The sequence below is a fragment of the Pseudomonas sp. RIT-PI-r genome (assembly GCF_001297015.1).
GTDB lineage: Bacteria > Pseudomonadota > Gammaproteobacteria > Pseudomonadales > Pseudomonadaceae > Aquipseudomonas.
This window is the reverse complement of record NZ_LIGE01000031.1, coordinates 82,443-100,647: the sequence shown is the minus strand read 5'-3', so window position 1 is coordinate 100,647 and position 18,205 is coordinate 82,443. Positions and strand designations below refer to the sequence as shown.

At 61.1% G+C, this 18,205-nt stretch carries 13 protein-coding genes; 12 read left to right on the top strand and 1 reads right to left on the bottom strand.

The annotated features are described in order from the left end of the window. Positions 1-11: 11 nt before the first annotated feature. The 11 genes from AK821_RS18900 (at position 12) to AK821_RS18850 (ending at position 14,611) form a co-directional block, all read left to right on the top strand. Positions 12-992 carry an AAA family ATPase gene (locus AK821_RS18900; RefSeq protein ID WP_064391064.1) on the top strand — a complete coding sequence of 327 codons (981 nt, stop codon included), beginning with the start codon at positions 12-14 and terminating at the stop codon, positions 990-992. Further along, positions 989-1,924, top strand: a complete 936-nt coding sequence (locus AK821_RS18895) for a DUF58 domain-containing protein (protein WP_064391063.1) — start codon at positions 989-991, stop codon at positions 1,922-1,924. Before AK821_RS18900 ends, AK821_RS18895 begins: the two co-directional genes overlap by 4 nt. Then, complete coding sequence (locus AK821_RS18890; protein ID WP_064391062.1) at positions 1,921-2,520, top strand: DUF4381 domain-containing protein; 600 nt, start codon at positions 1,921-1,923, stop codon at positions 2,518-2,520. The genes AK821_RS18895 and AK821_RS18890 overlap by 4 nt, the downstream gene beginning before the upstream one ends. After that, a complete protein-coding gene (locus AK821_RS18885) occupies positions 2,507-3,499 on the top strand; it encodes a vWA domain-containing protein (RefSeq protein WP_064391061.1) in 993 nt (330 codons plus the stop codon). Before AK821_RS18890 ends, AK821_RS18885 begins: the two co-directional genes overlap by 14 nt. A gap of 1 nt (position 3,500) precedes the next feature. Beyond that, entirely contained in the window at positions 3,501-5,081 is a 1,581-nt protein-coding gene (locus AK821_RS18880; protein ID WP_064391060.1) for a VWA domain-containing protein, read from the top strand. Beyond that, positions 5,078-6,526, top strand: coding sequence for a BatD family protein (locus tag AK821_RS18875; RefSeq protein ID WP_064391059.1), 1,449 nt, complete (start codon positions 5,078-5,080; stop codon positions 6,524-6,526). Before AK821_RS18880 ends, AK821_RS18875 begins: the two co-directional genes overlap by 4 nt. Beyond that, positions 6,523-7,545 (top strand): HAD family hydrolase, encoded by a 1,023-nt coding sequence (locus AK821_RS18870; RefSeq protein WP_064391058.1) that lies wholly within the window; start codon positions 6,523-6,525, stop codon positions 7,543-7,545. The genes AK821_RS18875 and AK821_RS18870 overlap by 4 nt, the downstream gene beginning before the upstream one ends. A gap of 70 nt (positions 7,546-7,615) precedes the next feature. Beyond that, on the top strand, positions 7,616-9,190 hold the full coding sequence (locus AK821_RS18865; protein ID WP_064391057.1) for an arylsulfatase: 1,575 nt from the start codon (positions 7,616-7,618) through the stop codon (positions 9,188-9,190). Positions 9,191-9,376: 186 nt separating this feature from the next. Next, positions 9,377-11,881, top strand: coding sequence for a fused MFS/spermidine synthase (locus tag AK821_RS18860; RefSeq protein WP_064391056.1), 2,505 nt, complete (start codon positions 9,377-9,379; stop codon positions 11,879-11,881). 100 nt (positions 11,882-11,981) lie between these two features. After that, complete coding sequence (locus tag AK821_RS18855) at positions 11,982-13,619, top strand: J domain-containing protein (protein ID WP_064391055.1); 1,638 nt, start codon at positions 11,982-11,984, stop codon at positions 13,617-13,619. Then, positions 13,616-14,611 carry a DUF3829 domain-containing protein gene (locus AK821_RS18850; RefSeq protein ID WP_064391054.1) on the top strand — a complete coding sequence of 332 codons (996 nt, stop codon included), beginning with the start codon at positions 13,616-13,618 and terminating at the stop codon, positions 14,609-14,611. The genes AK821_RS18855 and AK821_RS18850 overlap by 4 nt, the downstream gene beginning before the upstream one ends. A gap of 49 nt (positions 14,612-14,660) precedes the next feature. Here the strand turns inward: AK821_RS18850 and AK821_RS18845 are convergent, their stop codons facing one another. Continuing rightward, positions 14,661-15,335, bottom strand: a complete 675-nt coding sequence (locus AK821_RS18845) for a DUF3313 domain-containing protein (protein ID WP_064391053.1) — start codon at positions 15,333-15,335, stop codon at positions 14,661-14,663. Between the two features lie 211 nt (positions 15,336-15,546). Here AK821_RS18845 and AK821_RS18840 point away from each other — a divergent pair, with 211 nt between their 5' ends. Continuing rightward, positions 15,547-17,907 carry a tetratricopeptide repeat protein gene (locus tag AK821_RS18840; protein ID WP_064391052.1) on the top strand — a complete coding sequence of 787 codons (2,361 nt, stop codon included), beginning with the start codon at positions 15,547-15,549 and terminating at the stop codon, positions 17,905-17,907. The last annotated feature ends 298 nt before the right edge of the window (positions 17,908-18,205 follow it).

Here is an 18,205-nt window from a genome sequence, read left to right as displayed (position 1 = left end):
GGACTGCTGCCATGACCGCACTTACCGACCTCAATGCCCTGCAAGCCAGCATCGCCGAAGCCGTACTCGGCCAGGATCAGGTGATTCGCCAAATCCTCCTCGGCCTGTTGGCCAACGGTCACTTGCTGCTGGAAAGTCTGCCGGGGCTGGCCAAGACCCGCACGGTCAAAGCACTGGCCAAACACCTCGACGCGAAGATGAGCCGCATCCAGTTCACCCCGGATCTGCTGCCGTCGGACATCACTGGCGCCGAGGTGCTGCATCAGGTCGAAGGCAAGAATGAAATCCGCTTCCAGCCCGGCCCGCTGTTCGGCAACTTGATTCTTGCGGACGAGATCAACCGCGCCCCCGCCAAAGTGCAGGCGGCGTTGCTCGAAGCCATGGAGGAGCGGCAGATCACCGTGGCCGGCAACAGTCATGCATTGCCCGAATTATTCATCGTGGTGGCGACGCAAAACCCGATCGAGCAGGAAGGCACTTACCCGCTGCCGGAAGCGCAGATGGATCGCTTTCTGATGAAAGTCCTGCTCGATTACCCGAGCGCGGAAAACGAGAGCCAGGTGCTGCGCCTGTTGCGCAACGAAGAATTCGCTCAAGGTGCGAGCACCACACCCATCAAGGGTTTCAGCCTCGCGCAGGATGTGATCTTCGCGGCGCGCAAAGAGGTCAGCGCCGTGCACGTGTCGCCGGCCATCGACAGCTACCTGATCGACCTGATCAACGCTACCCGCCACCCTGCCGACTATGACGAAGACCTCGCGCGCTGGATCAGCATCGGCGCCAGCCCGCGTGGCGGCATCGGTCTGGATCGTTGTGCGCGTGCCGATGCGTGGTTGCAGGGCCAGGATTTCGTTTCGCCGGACAACGTGCGCGCCGTGGTGCATCCGGTGCTGCGCCATCGTCTGCAACTGAGCTATGACGCGGTGGCGGACGGTGTCAGCGCCGATCAGGTGCTGGACCGGATTCTCGATAAAGTGGCGATTCCGGCATGAACGATGAAGGCCTGGTCTACGTCTCTCTCGCGCAACTGATGGCGCTGGAGTTCAAGGCCCGTGACCTGAGTTTTCTCGCCCGCCAGCCGCAAGGCAGCATCCTTGCCGGCAATCACGCCTCGCGCTTGCGCGGCCGTGGCTTGAACTTCGACGAACTGCGCCGCTATCAGCCAGGCGATGATTTGCGCCACCTCGACTGGCGCGCCTCGCTGCGCACCGGCAAACCGGTGGTGCGCACCTTCACCGAAGAGCGCGATCGGCCGGCGCTGCTCGTGGTCGATCAACGCATGTCGATGTTCTTTGGCTCGCAACGCAGCTTCAAATCCGCCGTGGCTGCCGAACTCGCCGCACTCGCGGCGTGGATGGTGTTCCATGCCGGCGACCGGGTCGGCGGGCTGGTGTTCAACGACCAACGCATCGACAGCATTGCCCCACTGCGCAGTCGCAAGCGCGTCGAAGCGCTGCTCAGCCGCATTGCCGAACAGAACCGCGCCTTGAACGCCGGCAACCGTGACGCCGAGGATGAGGATCAACTGGACAAAGTCTTGCAGCGCTGTCTCGCGCTGGCCGGGCACGACCACTTGATCTGCATCGTCAGCGACTTCGCCGGGGCTGGCGAGCGTACCTTGCAACTGATGCGGCAACTGTCGGCGCACAACGATGTGATTGCGCTGCAGGTCTACGACCCGCTGGCGATGAAGCTGCCGAACAATGGTCGCCTGCTGGTCACCCAAGGCGAGTTGCAGGTTGAATTGGCCATCGAGAAACGCAATGTGCATCAGCCGCTGGGGGATTTTCTCAGCGGGCGGCTCCAGGACGTCGCCACCCTGCTGCGCCGCAGTCAGGTACCGCTGATGATGATCAGCACCGCAGAAGAAGCCCATGCCCAACTGCGCGCCGAGCTGGGCAAGAGTGCTGGAGCGCGGCGGTGAATCCGAATATTCCCAGCATCGAACAGCTTAAAGAGCTGGGCCTGCCGGCTCCGGTCAGTTATGCACCGCAGACGTGGGGTTGGTGGGTGTTGCTTGCGCTGCTGATATTGGCCGCGTTGTTGATCGGCATTCGGCGTTATTGGCAATGGCGCAGGGACGCTTATCGGCGCGAAGGCCTGGCGCGTCTGGCGCAGTTGCGCAGCCGCAGTGATGACTTGAATGCCTTGCGCGAACTGCCGGAACTGCTCAAGCGCGTGGCGCTCTCGATGCCCACACAATCCCCAAACTGGAACCCGATCAATGTGGGAGCGAGCCTGCTCGCGATAGCGTCATCACGTTCAACACATGCATCGACTGACCGGACGCCATCGCGAGCAGGCTCACTCCTACAGGGTCCTGCGGCGCTGGGGAAGGAGGATTGGCAAGGCTTTCTGCAGCGCCACAGCAAGAAATCGCTGCCGGCAGATTTCAGCGCCCAACTCGCACAACTCGCCTACGCCCCTGACGAAACCCTGCGCGCCCTCCCCGCGCCGCAGCGTCAGGCACTGTTCGAGACCTGCCAATACTGGATGGAGCATCACCATGTGGCAGCTTGATTACCCATGGCTGTTGTTGCTGCTGCCGCTCCCCTGGCTGGCCTACCGATACCTGCCCGCCTACAACGAAGCGCGCAGCGCAGTGCGCGTGCCGTTTTTCAGCGCCATGAGTCGCGCAGTCGGTGAAGCACCGAGCAACGTCGGCAGTCGGCGCAACACCTGGCAGTTGCTGCTCAATGTGCTGGTCTGGGCACTGATCCTGTTGGCTGCTGCCCGTCCGGTATTCGTCGAAAAGCCCATCGAGAGGCAACAACCGGTGCGCGACCTGATGCTCGCCATCGACCTCTCGCAGTCGATGGAAACCGAAGATTTCACCAACGCCAACGGCGAGAAAATCAATCGTCTCGCCGCCGTCAAAGAGGTGGTGCAAGGCTTCATCGACAAACGTAAGGACGACCGTCTCGGCCTGATCGTCTTCGGCAGCGGCGCCTATCCGCAGGCACCGCTGACCCTCGATCACGCCAGCCTGTCGCTGTTGCTCGCCGACACCGGTATCGGCATGGCCGGTCCGAACACCGCGATCGGCGACGCGATCGGCCTGAGCCTGAAGCTGCTCGACAAGGCCCACGAACAAGAAAAAGTCCTCATCCTGCTCACCGATGGTAACGACACCAGCAGCGCGATCACTCCCGATCACGCCGCTGAAATGGCCGCCAACAAAGGCGTGATCATCCACACCATCGGTATCGGCGACCCGAGCGCATCCGGCGAAGCCAAGGTCAACCTGTCGGCGCTGGAGCAGATTGCCAAGACCACCGGCGGCCAGTTCTTCCGTGCCGAAGACCGCAACGCGCTGGATCAGGTCTACAGCACCCTCGATCGACTGACCCCGCATCAAGTGAAAACCCTCAGCCATCAACCGCAACGCGAATTGTTCTACTGGCCACTGGGCGCGGCAGTTGCCCTGTTGGCGCTGTATCACCTTGGCGCGCTGCTGCGTGTGCGCCTGGCGTTTGCCCGTCAGCGACAGGAGGCCTGAGATGGAGATCAACCTCAGCGACTTCCATTTCCTGCGCCCGCTATGGCTGCTCCTTGCACTGTTCGGCGCCGCGCTGCCGTTGCTCTGGCGTCGCGGTCGCGACCTGCAACGACGTCTGCGCGGCAATATCGCCGAGCACCTGTTGCCGCATTTGCTGATCACCCCGCAAGACCATCAGCGCCTGCGCCCGGTGCACCTGCTGTGCGCACTGTTGATCGTCGGCGCAGTCGCGGCCGCCGGGCCGACCTGGGAACAGGATCGACCAGACTTTCTCGAGAACCGCGCGCCGCTGATTGTCGCCCTCGATCTGTCGCCGTCGATGGACGCCAGCGATGTGCAGCCGACTCGCCTGGAAGCGGCGAAACACAAACTGCACGACCTGATCCAGCGCCGCGCCGGCGCCCGCACTGCTCTGATCGCCTACGCCGGCAGCGCGCATCTGGTGTTGCCGCCCACCGACGATCCGGCGCTGCTCGACACGTTCATTCAAGCCTTGGGCAGCGGGCTGATCGACAAACCGGGCAAAGACGTCGGCGCGGTGATCGATCAGGCGAAACGCTTGCTCAGCGCCGAGAAGACTCCGGGCAGTCTGTTGTTGATCACCGACGGTGCCGACACCTCGCAACTCGACGGCCTCGATAAACGTCTGGGCGACAGTCCGTTGCAAGTGCTGGTACTGGCCGTCGGCAATGAGGACGGCGGCATCATTCACGACGCCAGCGGCCAGCCACGCACCGATGCCAACGGCCGCCCGGCGCTGGGCAGCTTCGATCAGGCGGCAATCAAGCAACTGGCCTCCGCCGTCGCTGCGCCACTGGGCAGCCTGACGCTCAATGACGATGACCTCGACTGGATTGAACTGCACGCGCAGCAACACTTCCAGAGTGCCAGCGCCGAGCAGCGCGAATTGCACTGGAAAGACGCCGGTTACTGGCTGTGCTGGCCGTTGTTGCTGTTGGCGCTGTGCAATGTGCGCAAGGGCTGGAGCGTCAACTGGATGCCGGCGCTGGCGCTGGCGGTTGGCTTGAGCTGGCCAGCAGCACCAGCACAGGCCAACGCCCTGACCGATGCGTTTTTCACCCGCGACCAGCAAGGGCGCTGGGCGTTCGAACATGAGCATCTGCCGCAAGCAGCGGCGCTGTTTGTCGACCCATACTGGAAAGGTGTGGCGGCGTATCACGCGGCCGATTACGACCTGGCGCTGGCGACATTCGCACGGCTGGACACGCCGCAGGCGTACTTCTATCTGGGCAATATTTACGTGCGGCGCTTCAAGTTCGATGAAGCCATCGCCGCGTATACCCAGGCCTTGAAGCTGCAACCGCAGTTCCCAGAAGCCACGGCCAATCTGGCCCTGGCGCAAGCCTTGCTGAAGGACACCGAGAGCGCCGAGAAAAACGCCCCGGAAACCAAACCCGACGAGGTGAAATTCGACAAGGCACCGGGCAAGGGCCAGAGCAAAAAGGTCGAGACTGAACAGGCTGCGTCCGATGCTTTGTGGCTGCAGAACCTGACCACCTCGCCGGCGAAGTTTCTCAGGCAGAAGTTCAGCTTGCAGGATCAGCAGGGAGCCAGGCCATGAACCGCCTAACCCCTACTACCGCCATCGCTGGCAAGCCAGCTCCCACAGGGAACTCCGGTGTTATCACCGATTTTGTGAACACCATAAAACCCTGTGGGAGCTGGCTTGCCAGCGATGGGGCCAGATTGATCACTACAAGAATCGGCTTCTGGTTCCTGGCCAGTCTGCTAAGCCTCAATGCTTTTGCTGCCGAGCCCGAACCCCAACTCAAAGTCCAAGCCCACCTGCAACCCGCCGAAGGCGCGATGGTCGGCGGCCTGGTCGAACTGCAAGTCGATGTCCTCACCGACACCTGGTTCACCAGCGCCGCCACCCTCCCCGACCTGAAACTCGACGGCGCGCTGGTCATGCCCCCAGACGGTCAGGCCCAGCACCTCAATCAAACCATCGACGGCCAGGCTTTCAGCGGTTTGCGCTACAGCTACCTGATCACCCCGAACGTTGCGCGCACGTTTGATATCCCTTCTCTGACCGTGCGCGCGACACCCGGCCAAGCCACGGCAGAAATCAGTGCGCAAAGCCAACCGGTGCAGTTCAGCGTGGCACAAACGCCCGGTTTCAAACCCGGGGAAACACCGCTGGTGGCCAGTGGATTGCGTTTCACCCAGACCGTCACAAACTCGGCGACCCCCTTGAAAGTCGGCGACAGCATCACCCGCCAATTGACCCTGCAAGCGGACGGCGCGCTGGCGATGGCCCTGCCGATTCCGGCGTTGAGTGATATCCCCGGGCTAAGCCGCTATGCGAAAACTCCGCAAGTCACTGCACTGGATGACGGTCGCGGTGACATTCTCGGCGGTCAACGCATCGACAGCGTCACCTACCGCATCGACAAGGCCGGCTCGCACACCCTGCCGGCCGTTGAGGTGAAATGGTGGGACGCCAGCACTCGCCAACCGCGCATCGCGCAAGTGCCGGCGGTGACCTTCGAAGCAGCGGCCGGCACTGCCTACAAACCGGTGTTTTCGATCAGCGAAGACCTTCAGCGACTGGGCCAGAATCACCTGCGTTTCTCCACGCGCGGGCTGTTGTGGCTGACGCTGATTGCCACAGTCGTTGCCGCCGTTTATCTGCTGCGTCCTGCGTTCATCCGCGCCAGGCAACAGTGGCAAGCACGCCGGCAAGCGCAGCAACGGGCCTGGCAGCAATCCCCTGCTTTCGCCTGGCAACAAATCAATAGCCAACTGCAGGCCAGTCCGGCGCAATTGACGGCGCTGTACCTGTGGCTGCGGCGCAGTCGCCTGGGGCTGAAACTGGTCAATGCCGGCCCACGCCTGCAAGGCCTGTTACGCGGGCTTTACGGTCGCCAGCCGAGTACCGGGCAAACACTCGTTCACCTGCGCGAATCATTGACTACGCTTCACAGTCAGGCCGAACAGCAACAGGCAAAACCGGCCTCGGCCCTGCGCCCGCTCACCCCCGTTCACGAGAAGGATTTCCCATGACGATTGCGCTACTGCACCGCCAACGATTCGCCCTGACCCTGTTGTTTGGCCTCGCCCTGCCGCTGCTGGCCCAAGCCAACGAGCCGCTGCCGTCGTGGAATGACGGCCCGGCGAAGAAGAGCATTATCGAATTCGTGCAGACCGTAACCGACCAGTCCAGCAAGGATTTCGTCAAACCGGGCGACCGCATCGCCGTGTTCGACAACGACGGCACGTTGTGGAGTGAACAACCGGCCTATTTCGAATTGCTGTTCGCCTTCGATGAGATCAAGCGTACCGCCGCGCAGCACCCGGAATGGAAGACCACCCAACCGTTCAAAGCCGTGCTGGAAAACGATCACAAAGCCCTCGCCGCGTCGGGCATGGATGGCCTGCTGAAGATCGTCGGCGCAACGCACACCGGCATGACCACTGAAGCCTTCGATGACTACGCCAAGACCTGGCTGAGCCAGGCGCGCCATCCAAAAACCGGCAAGCCCTATACCGAGATGATCTTCCAGCCGATGCTGGAAATGCTCGACTACCTGCGCAAACAGGACTTCAAGACCTACATCGTCTCCGGCGGCGACACCGGTTTCATGCGTGCCTTCGCCGAGAAGGTCTACGGCATTCCGCCGGAGCAGGTGATCGGCACCACGTTCATCACTTCGTACCAGTTCAAGGACGGCAAGGCCTCGATCGTGCGCACCCCGAAACTGGCGCACAACGACGATGGCCCCGGCAAACCGGAAAGCATCGACGCGGTGATCGGCAAACGGCCGATCCTCGCCTTCGGCAACTCCGACGGCGACCTGCAGATGCTGCAGTGGACCGCTGCAGGTTCCGGCAAGCGTTTCATGGGCCTGGTGCACCACACCGACGCGAAACGCGAGTGGGCCTATGACCGCAAATCCGATATCGGCCGGCTCGACAAGGCCCTCGACGAAGCAAATTCCCGTGGCTGGACCGTGGTCGACATGGCGTCCGAATGGCGCCGGATCTATCCGTTCGAGCCAGCGGTAACCGAGCAGGTGCAATAAGAAAGCGTGATGCAGGACTGCAATAAACGTTAGTCGCAATAAACGACCCCCGCGAAAAGGAGCAAGTCAGATGACTCGCATACGCAAGTGGCTACCCAAGCTCGCCTTAGTGGCGACTTCGGTCATGGCGCTGTCGGCAACGGCCACAGCGGCTGAAAAACCCAACATTCTGGTGATCTTCGGCGATGACATCGGCCAGACCAACATCAGCGCCTATTCGATGGGGGTGGTTGGCTACAAGACCCCGAACATCGACCGCATCGCCAAAGAAGGCATGATGTTCACCGATTACTATGCGGAGAACAGTTGCACGGCTGGACGATCTTCGTTCATCACGGGGCAGACGCCGCTGCGTACCGGCCTTTCGAAAGTGGGCATGCCTGGCGTGCCAGTCGGCTTGCAGCCCCGCGATATAACCATCGCCCAAGCATTGAAAGCACAAGGTTACGCAACGGGCCAGTTCGGTAAAAACCACCTCGGTGATAAAGATGAATACCTGCCGACCAACCATGGTTTCGACGAGTTCTTCGGCAACCTCTATCACCTCAATGCCGAAGAAGAACCGGAGCGTCCGTACTGGCCCAAGAATGATGCCGAGTTCGTCAAGGCAGCCTCTCCGCGTGGCGTGATCCACAGTTTTGCCGATGGCAAGATCGAGGACACCGGCGCGTTGACCAAAAAACGCATGGAGACCATCGACGACGAAACCACTGCCGCCGCTCAGGCGTTCATCGAGAAGCAATCGAAGGCGAACAAACCGTTCTTCGTCTGGATGAACACCACCCGCATGCACGCGTTCACTCACGTGCGCGAATCGATGCAAGGCCAGAGCGGTATGGTCGGCAACGAGTATGCCGATGGCATGATCGAGCACGACGGCGACGTCGGCAAACTGCTCAAGACTCTCGATGACCTCAAGCTGACCGACAACACCATCGTGGTCTACACCACCGACAACGGCCCTAACCAATGGTCGTGGCCGGATGCGGCAACCACACCGTTCCGCAACGAGAAAAACTCCAACTGGGAGGGTGCGTATCGAGTGCCTGCGATGATTCGCTGGCCGGGTAAAGTCAAAGCCGGTGAAGTGTCGACGCAGTTGTTCTCGGGTCTTGACTGGTTCCCGACGCTGTTGGCTGCGGTCGGCGACACCGATATCAAGGATCGCCTGCTCAAAGGCGCCGACGTCGGCGGCAAGAACTTCAAGGTGCATCTGGACGGTTACAACCAGCTGGATTACCTGACGGGCAAAACCGACAAGAGCGCGCGCGACGAGTTCTACTATTTCAACGATGACGGTGTGCTGGTCAGCATGCGTTTCAACGATTGGAAACTGGTCTTCTGTGAGCAGCGTGCTCCCGGTGGTCTGGAAGTGTGGAGCGAACCGTTCGTGTGCCTGCGAGTACCGAAAATGTTCAACCTGCGCATGGACCCGTACGAACGGGCTGACATCGTGTCTGACCAATACTATGACTGGCTGACGAAAAACGACTATCTGATTTTCGACGGCACCCGCAGGGCTGCGAAGTTCCTGCAGACCTTCGTCGACTATCCACCGAGCCAGCGTCCGGCGAGCTTCAGCATCGACCAGATTCGTGAGGACGTGGATCGCCGCATTGAAGAGAAAATGAAAAAAGCCCAGTAACACCGCTCGACTGCCGCTCGCCCTCACAGGCGAGTGGCCTTTTTTTGACTTGGGACTGTGTCGGCTTCTTCGCGAGCAGGCTCGCTCCCACAGGGGATTTGTGGTGGCCACAGGTCCAGTGTGGGAGCGAGCCTGCTCGCGAAGGGGCCAGCACAGTCACAGTTACTCTTGAATTAAGGCCTCCGCATGTCCTCACGTATCGCCAGCAAGCCGTCGGCCATACCCGCCTCGCACAGCGCCGCTCCCGCGCTGCTCATCCCCGCCCTGCTGCTGTGCATCTCCGGCGCCGCGGCGCTGGTCTATCAGGTGCTGTGGATCAAGCAACTGTCGCTGGTGGTCGGCGTCGAGGTGTACGCGATCACCACCGGTATCAGCGCGTTTTTCGCCGGGCTGGCGATCGGTGGCTGGCTGTTCGGGCGCTGGGCCGATCGCTTGCAGCAGCCGGTGTTGTTGTATGCCGGGCTGGAAGTGCTGGTGGCGATTCTCGGCGTCGGCGCGACCGTGGCCATGAGCCTGGCGGCCAGTCCTTTTGCCTGGCTGCAAGAGCATGTCGGCCTGTTCGCGTGGATATTGCCGTTCGCATTGGTCGGCCTGCCAGCGGTGTTGATGGGCGGCACCCTGCCGGTGCTGGTGCGTTCGCTCGCCGCCGATCCGGGCAAGGCTGGCGGTCAGTTGTATGCGGCCAATACCTTGGGGGCGATTGTCGGCACCCTGCTCGCCGCGTTTGTGTTGATCGCCAGCCTCGGCGTCCGAGGCAGCGCGTTGTTCGCGGCGATGCTCAATCTGCTGGCAGCCATCGGCGCGTTATGGCTGGCCCGGCAGCATCCAGTGCCAGTGGCAACCCTCGCTAAACATCATGCGGAAAAAGCCCCGGATCGCAGCGCGTTGTGGCTGTATTCCATCGCCGGTGGCGTGGCGCTCGGTTATGAGGTGGTCTGGTCGCAATCGATCGTGCAGTTCATGAGCACGCGCACCTACGCGTTTGCCGTGGTGCTGGCGACGTATCTGACCGGGTTGTTTATCGGCAGCGCCCTGCTCGCCCGGCGGGTCGAACGGATCCGCGATCCGTGGGGCGTGTTCGGCTTGCTGATTGCCGGCGCCGGGCTGATCGCGCTGCTGGAAATCGCCGTGCTCGGGCGCTGGCTGGTGATCGCGCAAAGTCAGGCGGAAATGTGGCTGTTGAGCCTGGGCGCCAGCGAACTGGCCGGCATGAGCGCACGTTTCGCCGTGGCAGCGTTGAGCATTGTCTTTGTGCCTACGTTGTTGCTCGGTGCGGCGTTTCCGCTGGCGTTGCGTTTGAGTGTCGGCCATGAGCGCGTCGGCCGGGATGTCGGCGCCGTGGTGGCTTTCAATACGCTCGGCGGGATTGTCGGGGTGATGCTTTGCGGCTTTCTGCTGATCCCGCTATTGGGGCTGGTGCGCACGCTGGGCCTGCTGGCGCTCATCGCTGCCGGCATCGGCTACTTTGCCGTGCGCAAAGGTCATCACGTCAAGCAAGGCCGGCGTCAGGCCGTGGTCACCCTCGGTCTGCTCGCGGTTGCGTTTGCCGTGTTTACCCCGGTCGACAAACTCGCCAGTCTGCTGCCCGGTGCACGCAACGGCAGTCTGTCGTTCTATGAAGAAGGCCGCGGCGGCACCGTCGCCGTGGTCGCTCAAGGTCGCGGCGATAACACCTTCCACCGTTTGTATATTCAAGGCGTGTCGAACACCGGTGATGCCATGCCCTCACTGCGCTACATGCGCGTGCAAGCCTTGCTGCCGCTGCTGATTCACAACGGCGAGCCACGCTCGACGCTGGTGATCGGTTTCGGCACGGGCATCACTGCCGGCGCCATGCTGCGCTATCCCGGGCTGGAACATCGAGTGGTCGCCGAGCTGCTGCCGTCGGTGGTCAAAGCCGCGCCGCTGTTCAAGGGCAACTTCAACGCCGCCAGCGATCCCGGCGTCGATGTGCGTCTGCGCGACGGGCGCCAGGAACTGCTGCGCAGCGCACAAACCTACGACCTGATCACCCTCGAACCGCCACCGCCCTCTGCGGCCGGCGTGGTCAACCTGTATTCGCGGGACTTCTACCAGTTGGCGGCCAGTCGTCTGGAGGACAAAGGCATCGTCGCCCAGTGGCTGCCATTACCGACGCAGAACATCGACGACTCGCGTTCACTGGTGCGCAGTTTCCTTGATGTGTTCCCGTATGCCTCGCTGTGGACCAGCGAATTCCATGAGATGTTGCTGGTCGGTTCGCTGCAGCCAATGGAACTGGATGCCGCGAAAATCACCGCGCGTTTCCAGCAGGACAGCGTGCGTAGCACCTTGCAGGATGTCGGCATCGGCTCGGCCGCTGCCCTGCTCTCGACCTGGGTCACCGATCGCGCCGGGCTTGAGCGCTTCGCTGCCGACGCGCCTGCGGTGACCGACGATCAACCGCGTATCGAATATGCGCCGTGGGTGCGCAGCAAGGAGATCACGCGGGTGTTGCCGGCACTGTTGGACCTCTATCAGGCACCGCCACTGGTCAATGCCGATGCCGGGTTCAATGAGCGTATGGAAAGTCATCGTCAGCGCTTGATGCAGTTCTATCGCGCCAGCCTGCATGCCTATGACGGTGACCGCGATGCCTGGGCACGGGATATCGGCGAGGTGATGCGCGGCGACGGCAGCAACCCGTATTTCCGCTGGTTCGTCGGCAAATAAGCGGCGGCTGAGGACTTTTCGACGCGAAACAGATAAGGTGCGCACAATCAAAGTGCCACCACTGGACCGCGTCGACGGTTTTCATGGAGTTGTACACGCAATGAGTTGCTGGACCGTCCTTGGCCTCACCGCCGACGCCGATACGCGCAGTATCAAACGACAATACGCTGCCCTGCTCAAACAGACCCGTCCGGACGAAGACGCCGAGGGCTTCCAGCGCCTGCGTGACGCCTATGAGCAAGCCCTGAATTACAAGGAATGGGCGCAGGCCAACGAAGACAACGAAGACAACGCAGCGCAGGACGACAGCTGGGATTTGACCGGCCTGACCGTGGTCGAAGTCGATGCCTTGCAACAAGCAACTCGCTCGCTGCAGGGCACCAGCCTTGCGCAGTTGCAACAGCGCCATGCCCTCGCCGTTGAGCAGGGTTGCGCGCATATCCTCGAAGAGACCCTGCTGCAGCATTGCATCGAGAACCCGCAAACCTCAACGCCGATGGTCGATTGGGCGGTGCAGACCTATCACTGGTTCAGTGCCTGGCAGCGCTTGGAACTGGACGAGGAATCCATCGAACATTTGCTCGATCAGCAGCGCGAACGCATTACTCGACCGCTGCGTGAGGCCCTCGAACGTGAGGACATTGCGGCCTTTTTGCACGCTTACGCACAGTGCGCGCAATGCCTCTGGCTCGACGCTGAAGTACACCGACTGTGGTTCAACCTGTTCCTGAGTCGATTGCTACTGGACAGCGAACACTGGTCCTCCACTATTTTCGAGCAGGTTTGTGCGGGCCAGGGCTGGCATTCCGGCCCGGCCAACCGTTGCCCGCAAGACGAATGGAAGCGACTGGTCGCCCGCCATGAGGCACCGATTTTTATCGCGCAACAGCGTCACCTCGCGCAAGAGCCCCCCGCCACTGCCGAACACCGCGCCGCACGCCTGTTGCTCGGCAGCGGCCCGTTCAGCCAGCGTCGGGCGCTGGCCCGGCGCCTGCGGGAGAAAGATTGGGAGCATTGCCGACATTTGAGTTCGGCGCTGTATGCCAATCATCCGAAGGTCTGCGCAGAGTTGCCCGGTGGCACCGCGTTTTTCTGGCGCGACTGGGAGCTCGGCCGTGACGAATGGCCGACATACCTTGGCGTGGTGCTGGCCTGTCTGATCGGTGCGTTTACTCATTTCATCCCACTGGGGCTACGCGTCACCGGGCTGATCAATATCGTCATGACCTCAACGATCGTGTTTGGGGTGATCGCTGCGGGCATCAACTGGCTGACTCACGAACTGGCGCACGCCCATTGGCTGCTGGATGACCGCCTCAGCGCGCGGTTGTGGCCAGGTTTAGCCAAGGACGCTGCGCCGTTCGGCGTACTGCGCGATCTGATTCCCTGCGTATTGATGGTGGCCGGGCTCAGCTGGTTTTTCGGCCCCATCGCTGGCGTCGTCTATGCCGCCACACAGGCCTGCGTGGGTTTGATCCGTCGCCGTCAGGTCAAACCACACACGTCCTGGGAAAAGACCAACCTGCCGGTGAAAATCGGCCTGACGCTACTCGGGGTTGTCGCCCTGGTGCTGGTGCTGGGCGTGTTCAAAGTGGCCGCCAGTCAAGGCACGGTCAATCGCAATCAGGGGCTACAACCTTGGGCGGAGCGTTTGTGTAGCCGGTTGCCGGCGAGTTCTTTCGATTGCGGCGCTCCGGCCACCCGTGAACAGTGGTATCCCGCGGAGGCACGGCCATGACGTCGAGATTCATGTTTGTCAGCGGCGTAGTGGTCGTTCTGGTGGTGATGGGGCTGTCGAGCGCGACCCGGCCGTTCCTGAAACTCGATCTGTGGTTTGATCAGCGCGAATCCCCCGTGACCGCGCAGGCCAACGCGCTGAGCCCGATCATCGCCTGCGTCAACCGCGTCGATGTGCACTGGCGCAACGCCTACGACAAGTTCGAACGTCCGCGACCAACAAGTGATGCATTCGGGCATTATCTTGCTGAGGCACGGGATTTCGACAACACGGATGCGTACACCGTGCAGGACATCCAAAAGGATCTCTGCCTCAGTCATATCAACGAAAAACTCGAACTCTTGGCCTATCAGCCAGTGCTTTCGCAAAAAGTCCGTGACTACGCGCAAGCACTGCAGGGGGCAGCGGTGATCTTTACGCCGGAGCGACTCGACAGAAGTGCGAATTTTTATGCCACGCCGCTCGCCCGGTTGTCCCAGGGCTCGGGGCAAATCCAGGCCGCCAGCAATGCCTACATCAACGCATCGACAGCCTTGCGAGAGGAACTGCTGCCACTGGACGTGGCACAGCGCCCCGAGCAGCTCAGGCTCCTGGAAGCGCGCGTGGGTAAGGAGATCCACTGGTCGCTGCTGGCGTACATGATTCAGGCTCGGGAGACACTGGAGTTGCTAGAAAACGGGATGAAACACCGCACCCTGAGCCCGCAAGCCGTGGCCGATACCACCGCTGATTTGCAACAGGCGTGGAATCGTCGCGCGCCCTTCATTGCTCTTCGCGAGGGTGGATTTCGAAACAAGGACGATGACGCGCGGGAGCTGTGGCGGCACATCAGTGAGCCAGCGCAAAGCTATCTCGACGCGCTGAACACCCTGCACAAGGACTGGCAGAACCACGCCGAACCGCAACGCTTGAGCGACGACTACTACGCCGTCACCCGTGGCTACGACGCCCTGCTCAGCCAATACAACCGTCAGGCACGCGCCAACTTTTGAGGGTGTGCACAGGCCGGACGGTCCTCGCGGACAATCCGGCCTCATGCGCTTATTTGCCGGCCTTAAGCTTCAGATACGACTGACGCATGTCTGAAGCCCAGCCATCGATCACCGGTTTGACGTCATTCGCCGTCATCGCCTGCGAGTCATTTTCCAACGGTTTGCCGGTGCCTTTGCGCACTACTTGCGAGATAACCTTGTTGTTCGCGCCGTCGAGGAATACCGCTTCGGTGGCCAACGTCGTTTCCTGATCGCGAATACCGCTGGCCGTGCTGACCGCTGCTGCCACCAGGGCAATCGGAATCACCTCATACGCGTGCAGGCCTTCGGTCTTGCTGCTCACGGCGGTGATCGCCGCACGCACCACAATCACACCTGGACCTGGGCCAGTGGCCAACGGCAAGTCCTTGCCGATTTCACGTTTGAGCGCCTGATCGTAGTAGGAAGTGATGCCATTGAGGGTTTGCTGGGAGATCTTCGCGGTCGGTTGCGGTTTCGGGTAGAGCTGGGTTGGTTCGATATAAACGCTGGTGAATTTCTTGATGTCGACCTTCGGATCGATCCAGCGCATGACCTCGGCACCGGACGGCGATTTGGCCTCCTTGAGCTGGCTGTAGTCTTTGAGGAAGCCGGAGTACTCTTTCGGGTCGACGGTTTTGCTGGAACAACCCACCATGGCGACGGTGGCAATGCACAGCGTGCCCATCATTACTGCTAGCTTCATGCTGTAACTCCTGTCAGAAGGCCAAAAACTTTGCCGGGGGAGTTACAGGTATAGCTAAAACCTCAGTAATTGCGATTGCAAAGCACAAAATTCACGCAAGGCTGCGTGGCGGATCACAACGGTCATTTGACAGACGCCTGTCATCCGGCAAAGCTGCATCGAGCTTGAACGCACGCCAGACGGCAAATGCACCTGGACTACGGAAGTCGCAATGCCCAAGCATAAAAATAAAACCGCACAACCTGACCCTGATTCGACTCGATCTTCACCCTCAAAATATCTGTTCCCGATCACCATTGGCGTGCTGCTGGCCGCCGTGGCGGGGATCGGCTGGTTTCTGTTCAGCCCCGCTTCGGTGCCGGTGAAACCTGCGCCGGTCAGCGCCCCCGTTGTCGCCCCCGCCAAGCCGCAAGCCGTGCTCGCAAGCAAACCGGCGACGATGGTCGATGAACAACAATGCCAGGGCTGCCACACCGAACAGGTCAAGGACTGGCAAGGTTCGCATCACCAATTGGCGATGCAGCCGGCGAACGCTGAAACGATGCTCGGCGATTTCAACAACATCACCTTCAAGGCCGAAAACGAGACCACGCGCTTTTCACGCAAGGACGATGAGTTCTGGGTCAACACGCCCGGCATCGACGGCAAGCATGCCGACTTCAAAGTCGCCTACACCTTCGGCATCGCGCCGTTGCAGCAATACCTGATTGAGGTTGGCGAAGGTCGCTTGCAGGCCCTCGGCGTGGCGTGGGATACCGAGAAACATCGCTGGTTTCATCTCTATCCCGGCCAGGGCGTCAACTTCAAGAATCCGCTGCACTGGAGCAAGCCGAGCCAGAACGCCAACTTCATGTGCGTCGAGTGCCACGCCACCGGTTTCAAACGCAATTTTGATGCGGCCAGCAACACCTTCAACAGCCAGTGGAACAGCCTCGGTGTCGGCTGTCAGGCCTGTCATGGTCCGGCCTCGAATCACCTGGAATGGACGCAGAAAAAAGGCGATCTGATTCATCAGGGTTTTGACGTCGATCTGAAGGACAAGAACGCTACCGTCGAAATCGAAACCTGCGCACGCTGCCATGCGCGCCGTGCGCCGTTGGGCGACGGCTACACCGTCGGCAAACGCTTGATGGACGATTATCTGCCGAGCCCCCTCACCCGTGAGCTGTACGCGCTGGACGGCAAGATCAAGGACGAAGTGTTCGAACACGGCTCGTTCCTGCAAAGCAAGATGTTCGACAAGGGTGTGCGCTGCAGCAATTGCCACAACCCGCACAGCAATGAACTGAAAGCACCGGGCAACGCGGTGTGTCTGCAATGTCACAACACTGCTGGCAAGACTTCGGTCGAGGGTGTGGACGGCAAGGGCCTGCAGGCGAAGAACTACGATTCCATTGAACACACCCGTCACACCATGGGTCAGCCCGGTTCGCAGTGCGTCGATTGCCACATGCCTGGCAAGTTCTATATGGGCAACGACTTCAGACATGACCACAGCTTCAGCATTCCCGACCCGGAACGCGCGCAGAAGCTCGGCACGCCGGATGCCTGCCTGACCTGCCATCAAGGCAAGGCCGGCGACAAGGTCACCGCACAATTCAAGCTGTGGAGCGCCTCCACCGCGCCGCAAGCACCGCGCTACGACGAAAGCCTGTGGCTGATCCGCAATGGGCGACCGGGCGCCGCTGATGCACTTTATGAGCAGTTGCAGCGCAGTAATCTGCCGGCGATTCAACGGGCGACATTGCTCGCGGAACTGCCGCTGTATCCGAGTGAGCAAGCGTTGAAGCTGGCGACACAGGACCTGAAAAATCAGGCACCGCAGGTACGCGAAAGCGCCGTGCGGGCGATCAGCGCGTTCTTGCCGCCTCCGGAGCGTGCGCCGTTGTTGGCGCCGTTGCTGGGTGATCCGGTGAAAGCCGTACGCATCGTTGCCGCACGGGATCTGCTCAGTGTTGCGCGCAATGGCGGTCTCGGTTCTGCGCAAGCCAACTGGGATGCCGCAATTGCCGAATACGAAGCGGTGCAGAAGAGTCTGCTCGAACGTGCCGAGGCCAATCTGAACCTGGCGATGCTGTACCAGGCCAGTGGCCGTGGTTCGGAAGTGGAAGGTCTGCTGCGCTCGGCACTCAAGCGCGACCCGGATTTCTATCCTGCACTGGTGACGCTGGTGCAATGGCTGGAAGCCAATGGTCGTGGCCAGGAAGCGCAAACGTTGCTCGATGACAGCCTCAAGCAACACCCGGACGCGGCGCTGTTGCAGCACACTCAAGGCTTGTCGCTGATCCGCGCGGGCAAAACTGCCGAAGCCATGGCACCGCTGAAGAAAGCTGCGCAACTGGAGCCGCAGAACGCTCAGTACGGTTATGTGCTGGCGGTGGCGTTGCATGAGAGTGGCAAGGTCGATGAGGCGTGTTCGGTGTTGGAGGGGCTGCTCAAGGTTCAACCGGCGAACCGCAATGCGCGGTTGTCGCTGATTCAGTGGTATCTCGACAGCGGACAGGAGCCGAAGGCGCAGGTGCTGCTGCAAGGGTGGAAGAAGATGAACATGGGGGATCCGGCGCTTAAGTGATTGGCTGGAGATTGCCTTGCCCTCACCCTAGCCCTCTCCCAGAGGTAGAGGGGACCGATTGGGGGAGATTCAAGAGATACGCCGACTTGAGCGATAGGCTTTGAATCCATAATCGACTCGGTCTTTCACGTCGGTGCAGGGCCACAGACACCTCGGTCAGTCCCCTCTCCCTCCGGGAGAGGGTTAGGGTGAGGGGCTTTTCAAGGTTCAACCGTTTACCAGGAAAAGGCGCGGGTGCTGTTGCAGGGGTGGAAGAAGATGAATATGGGTGATCCGGCGCTCAAGTGATTGGCTGGAG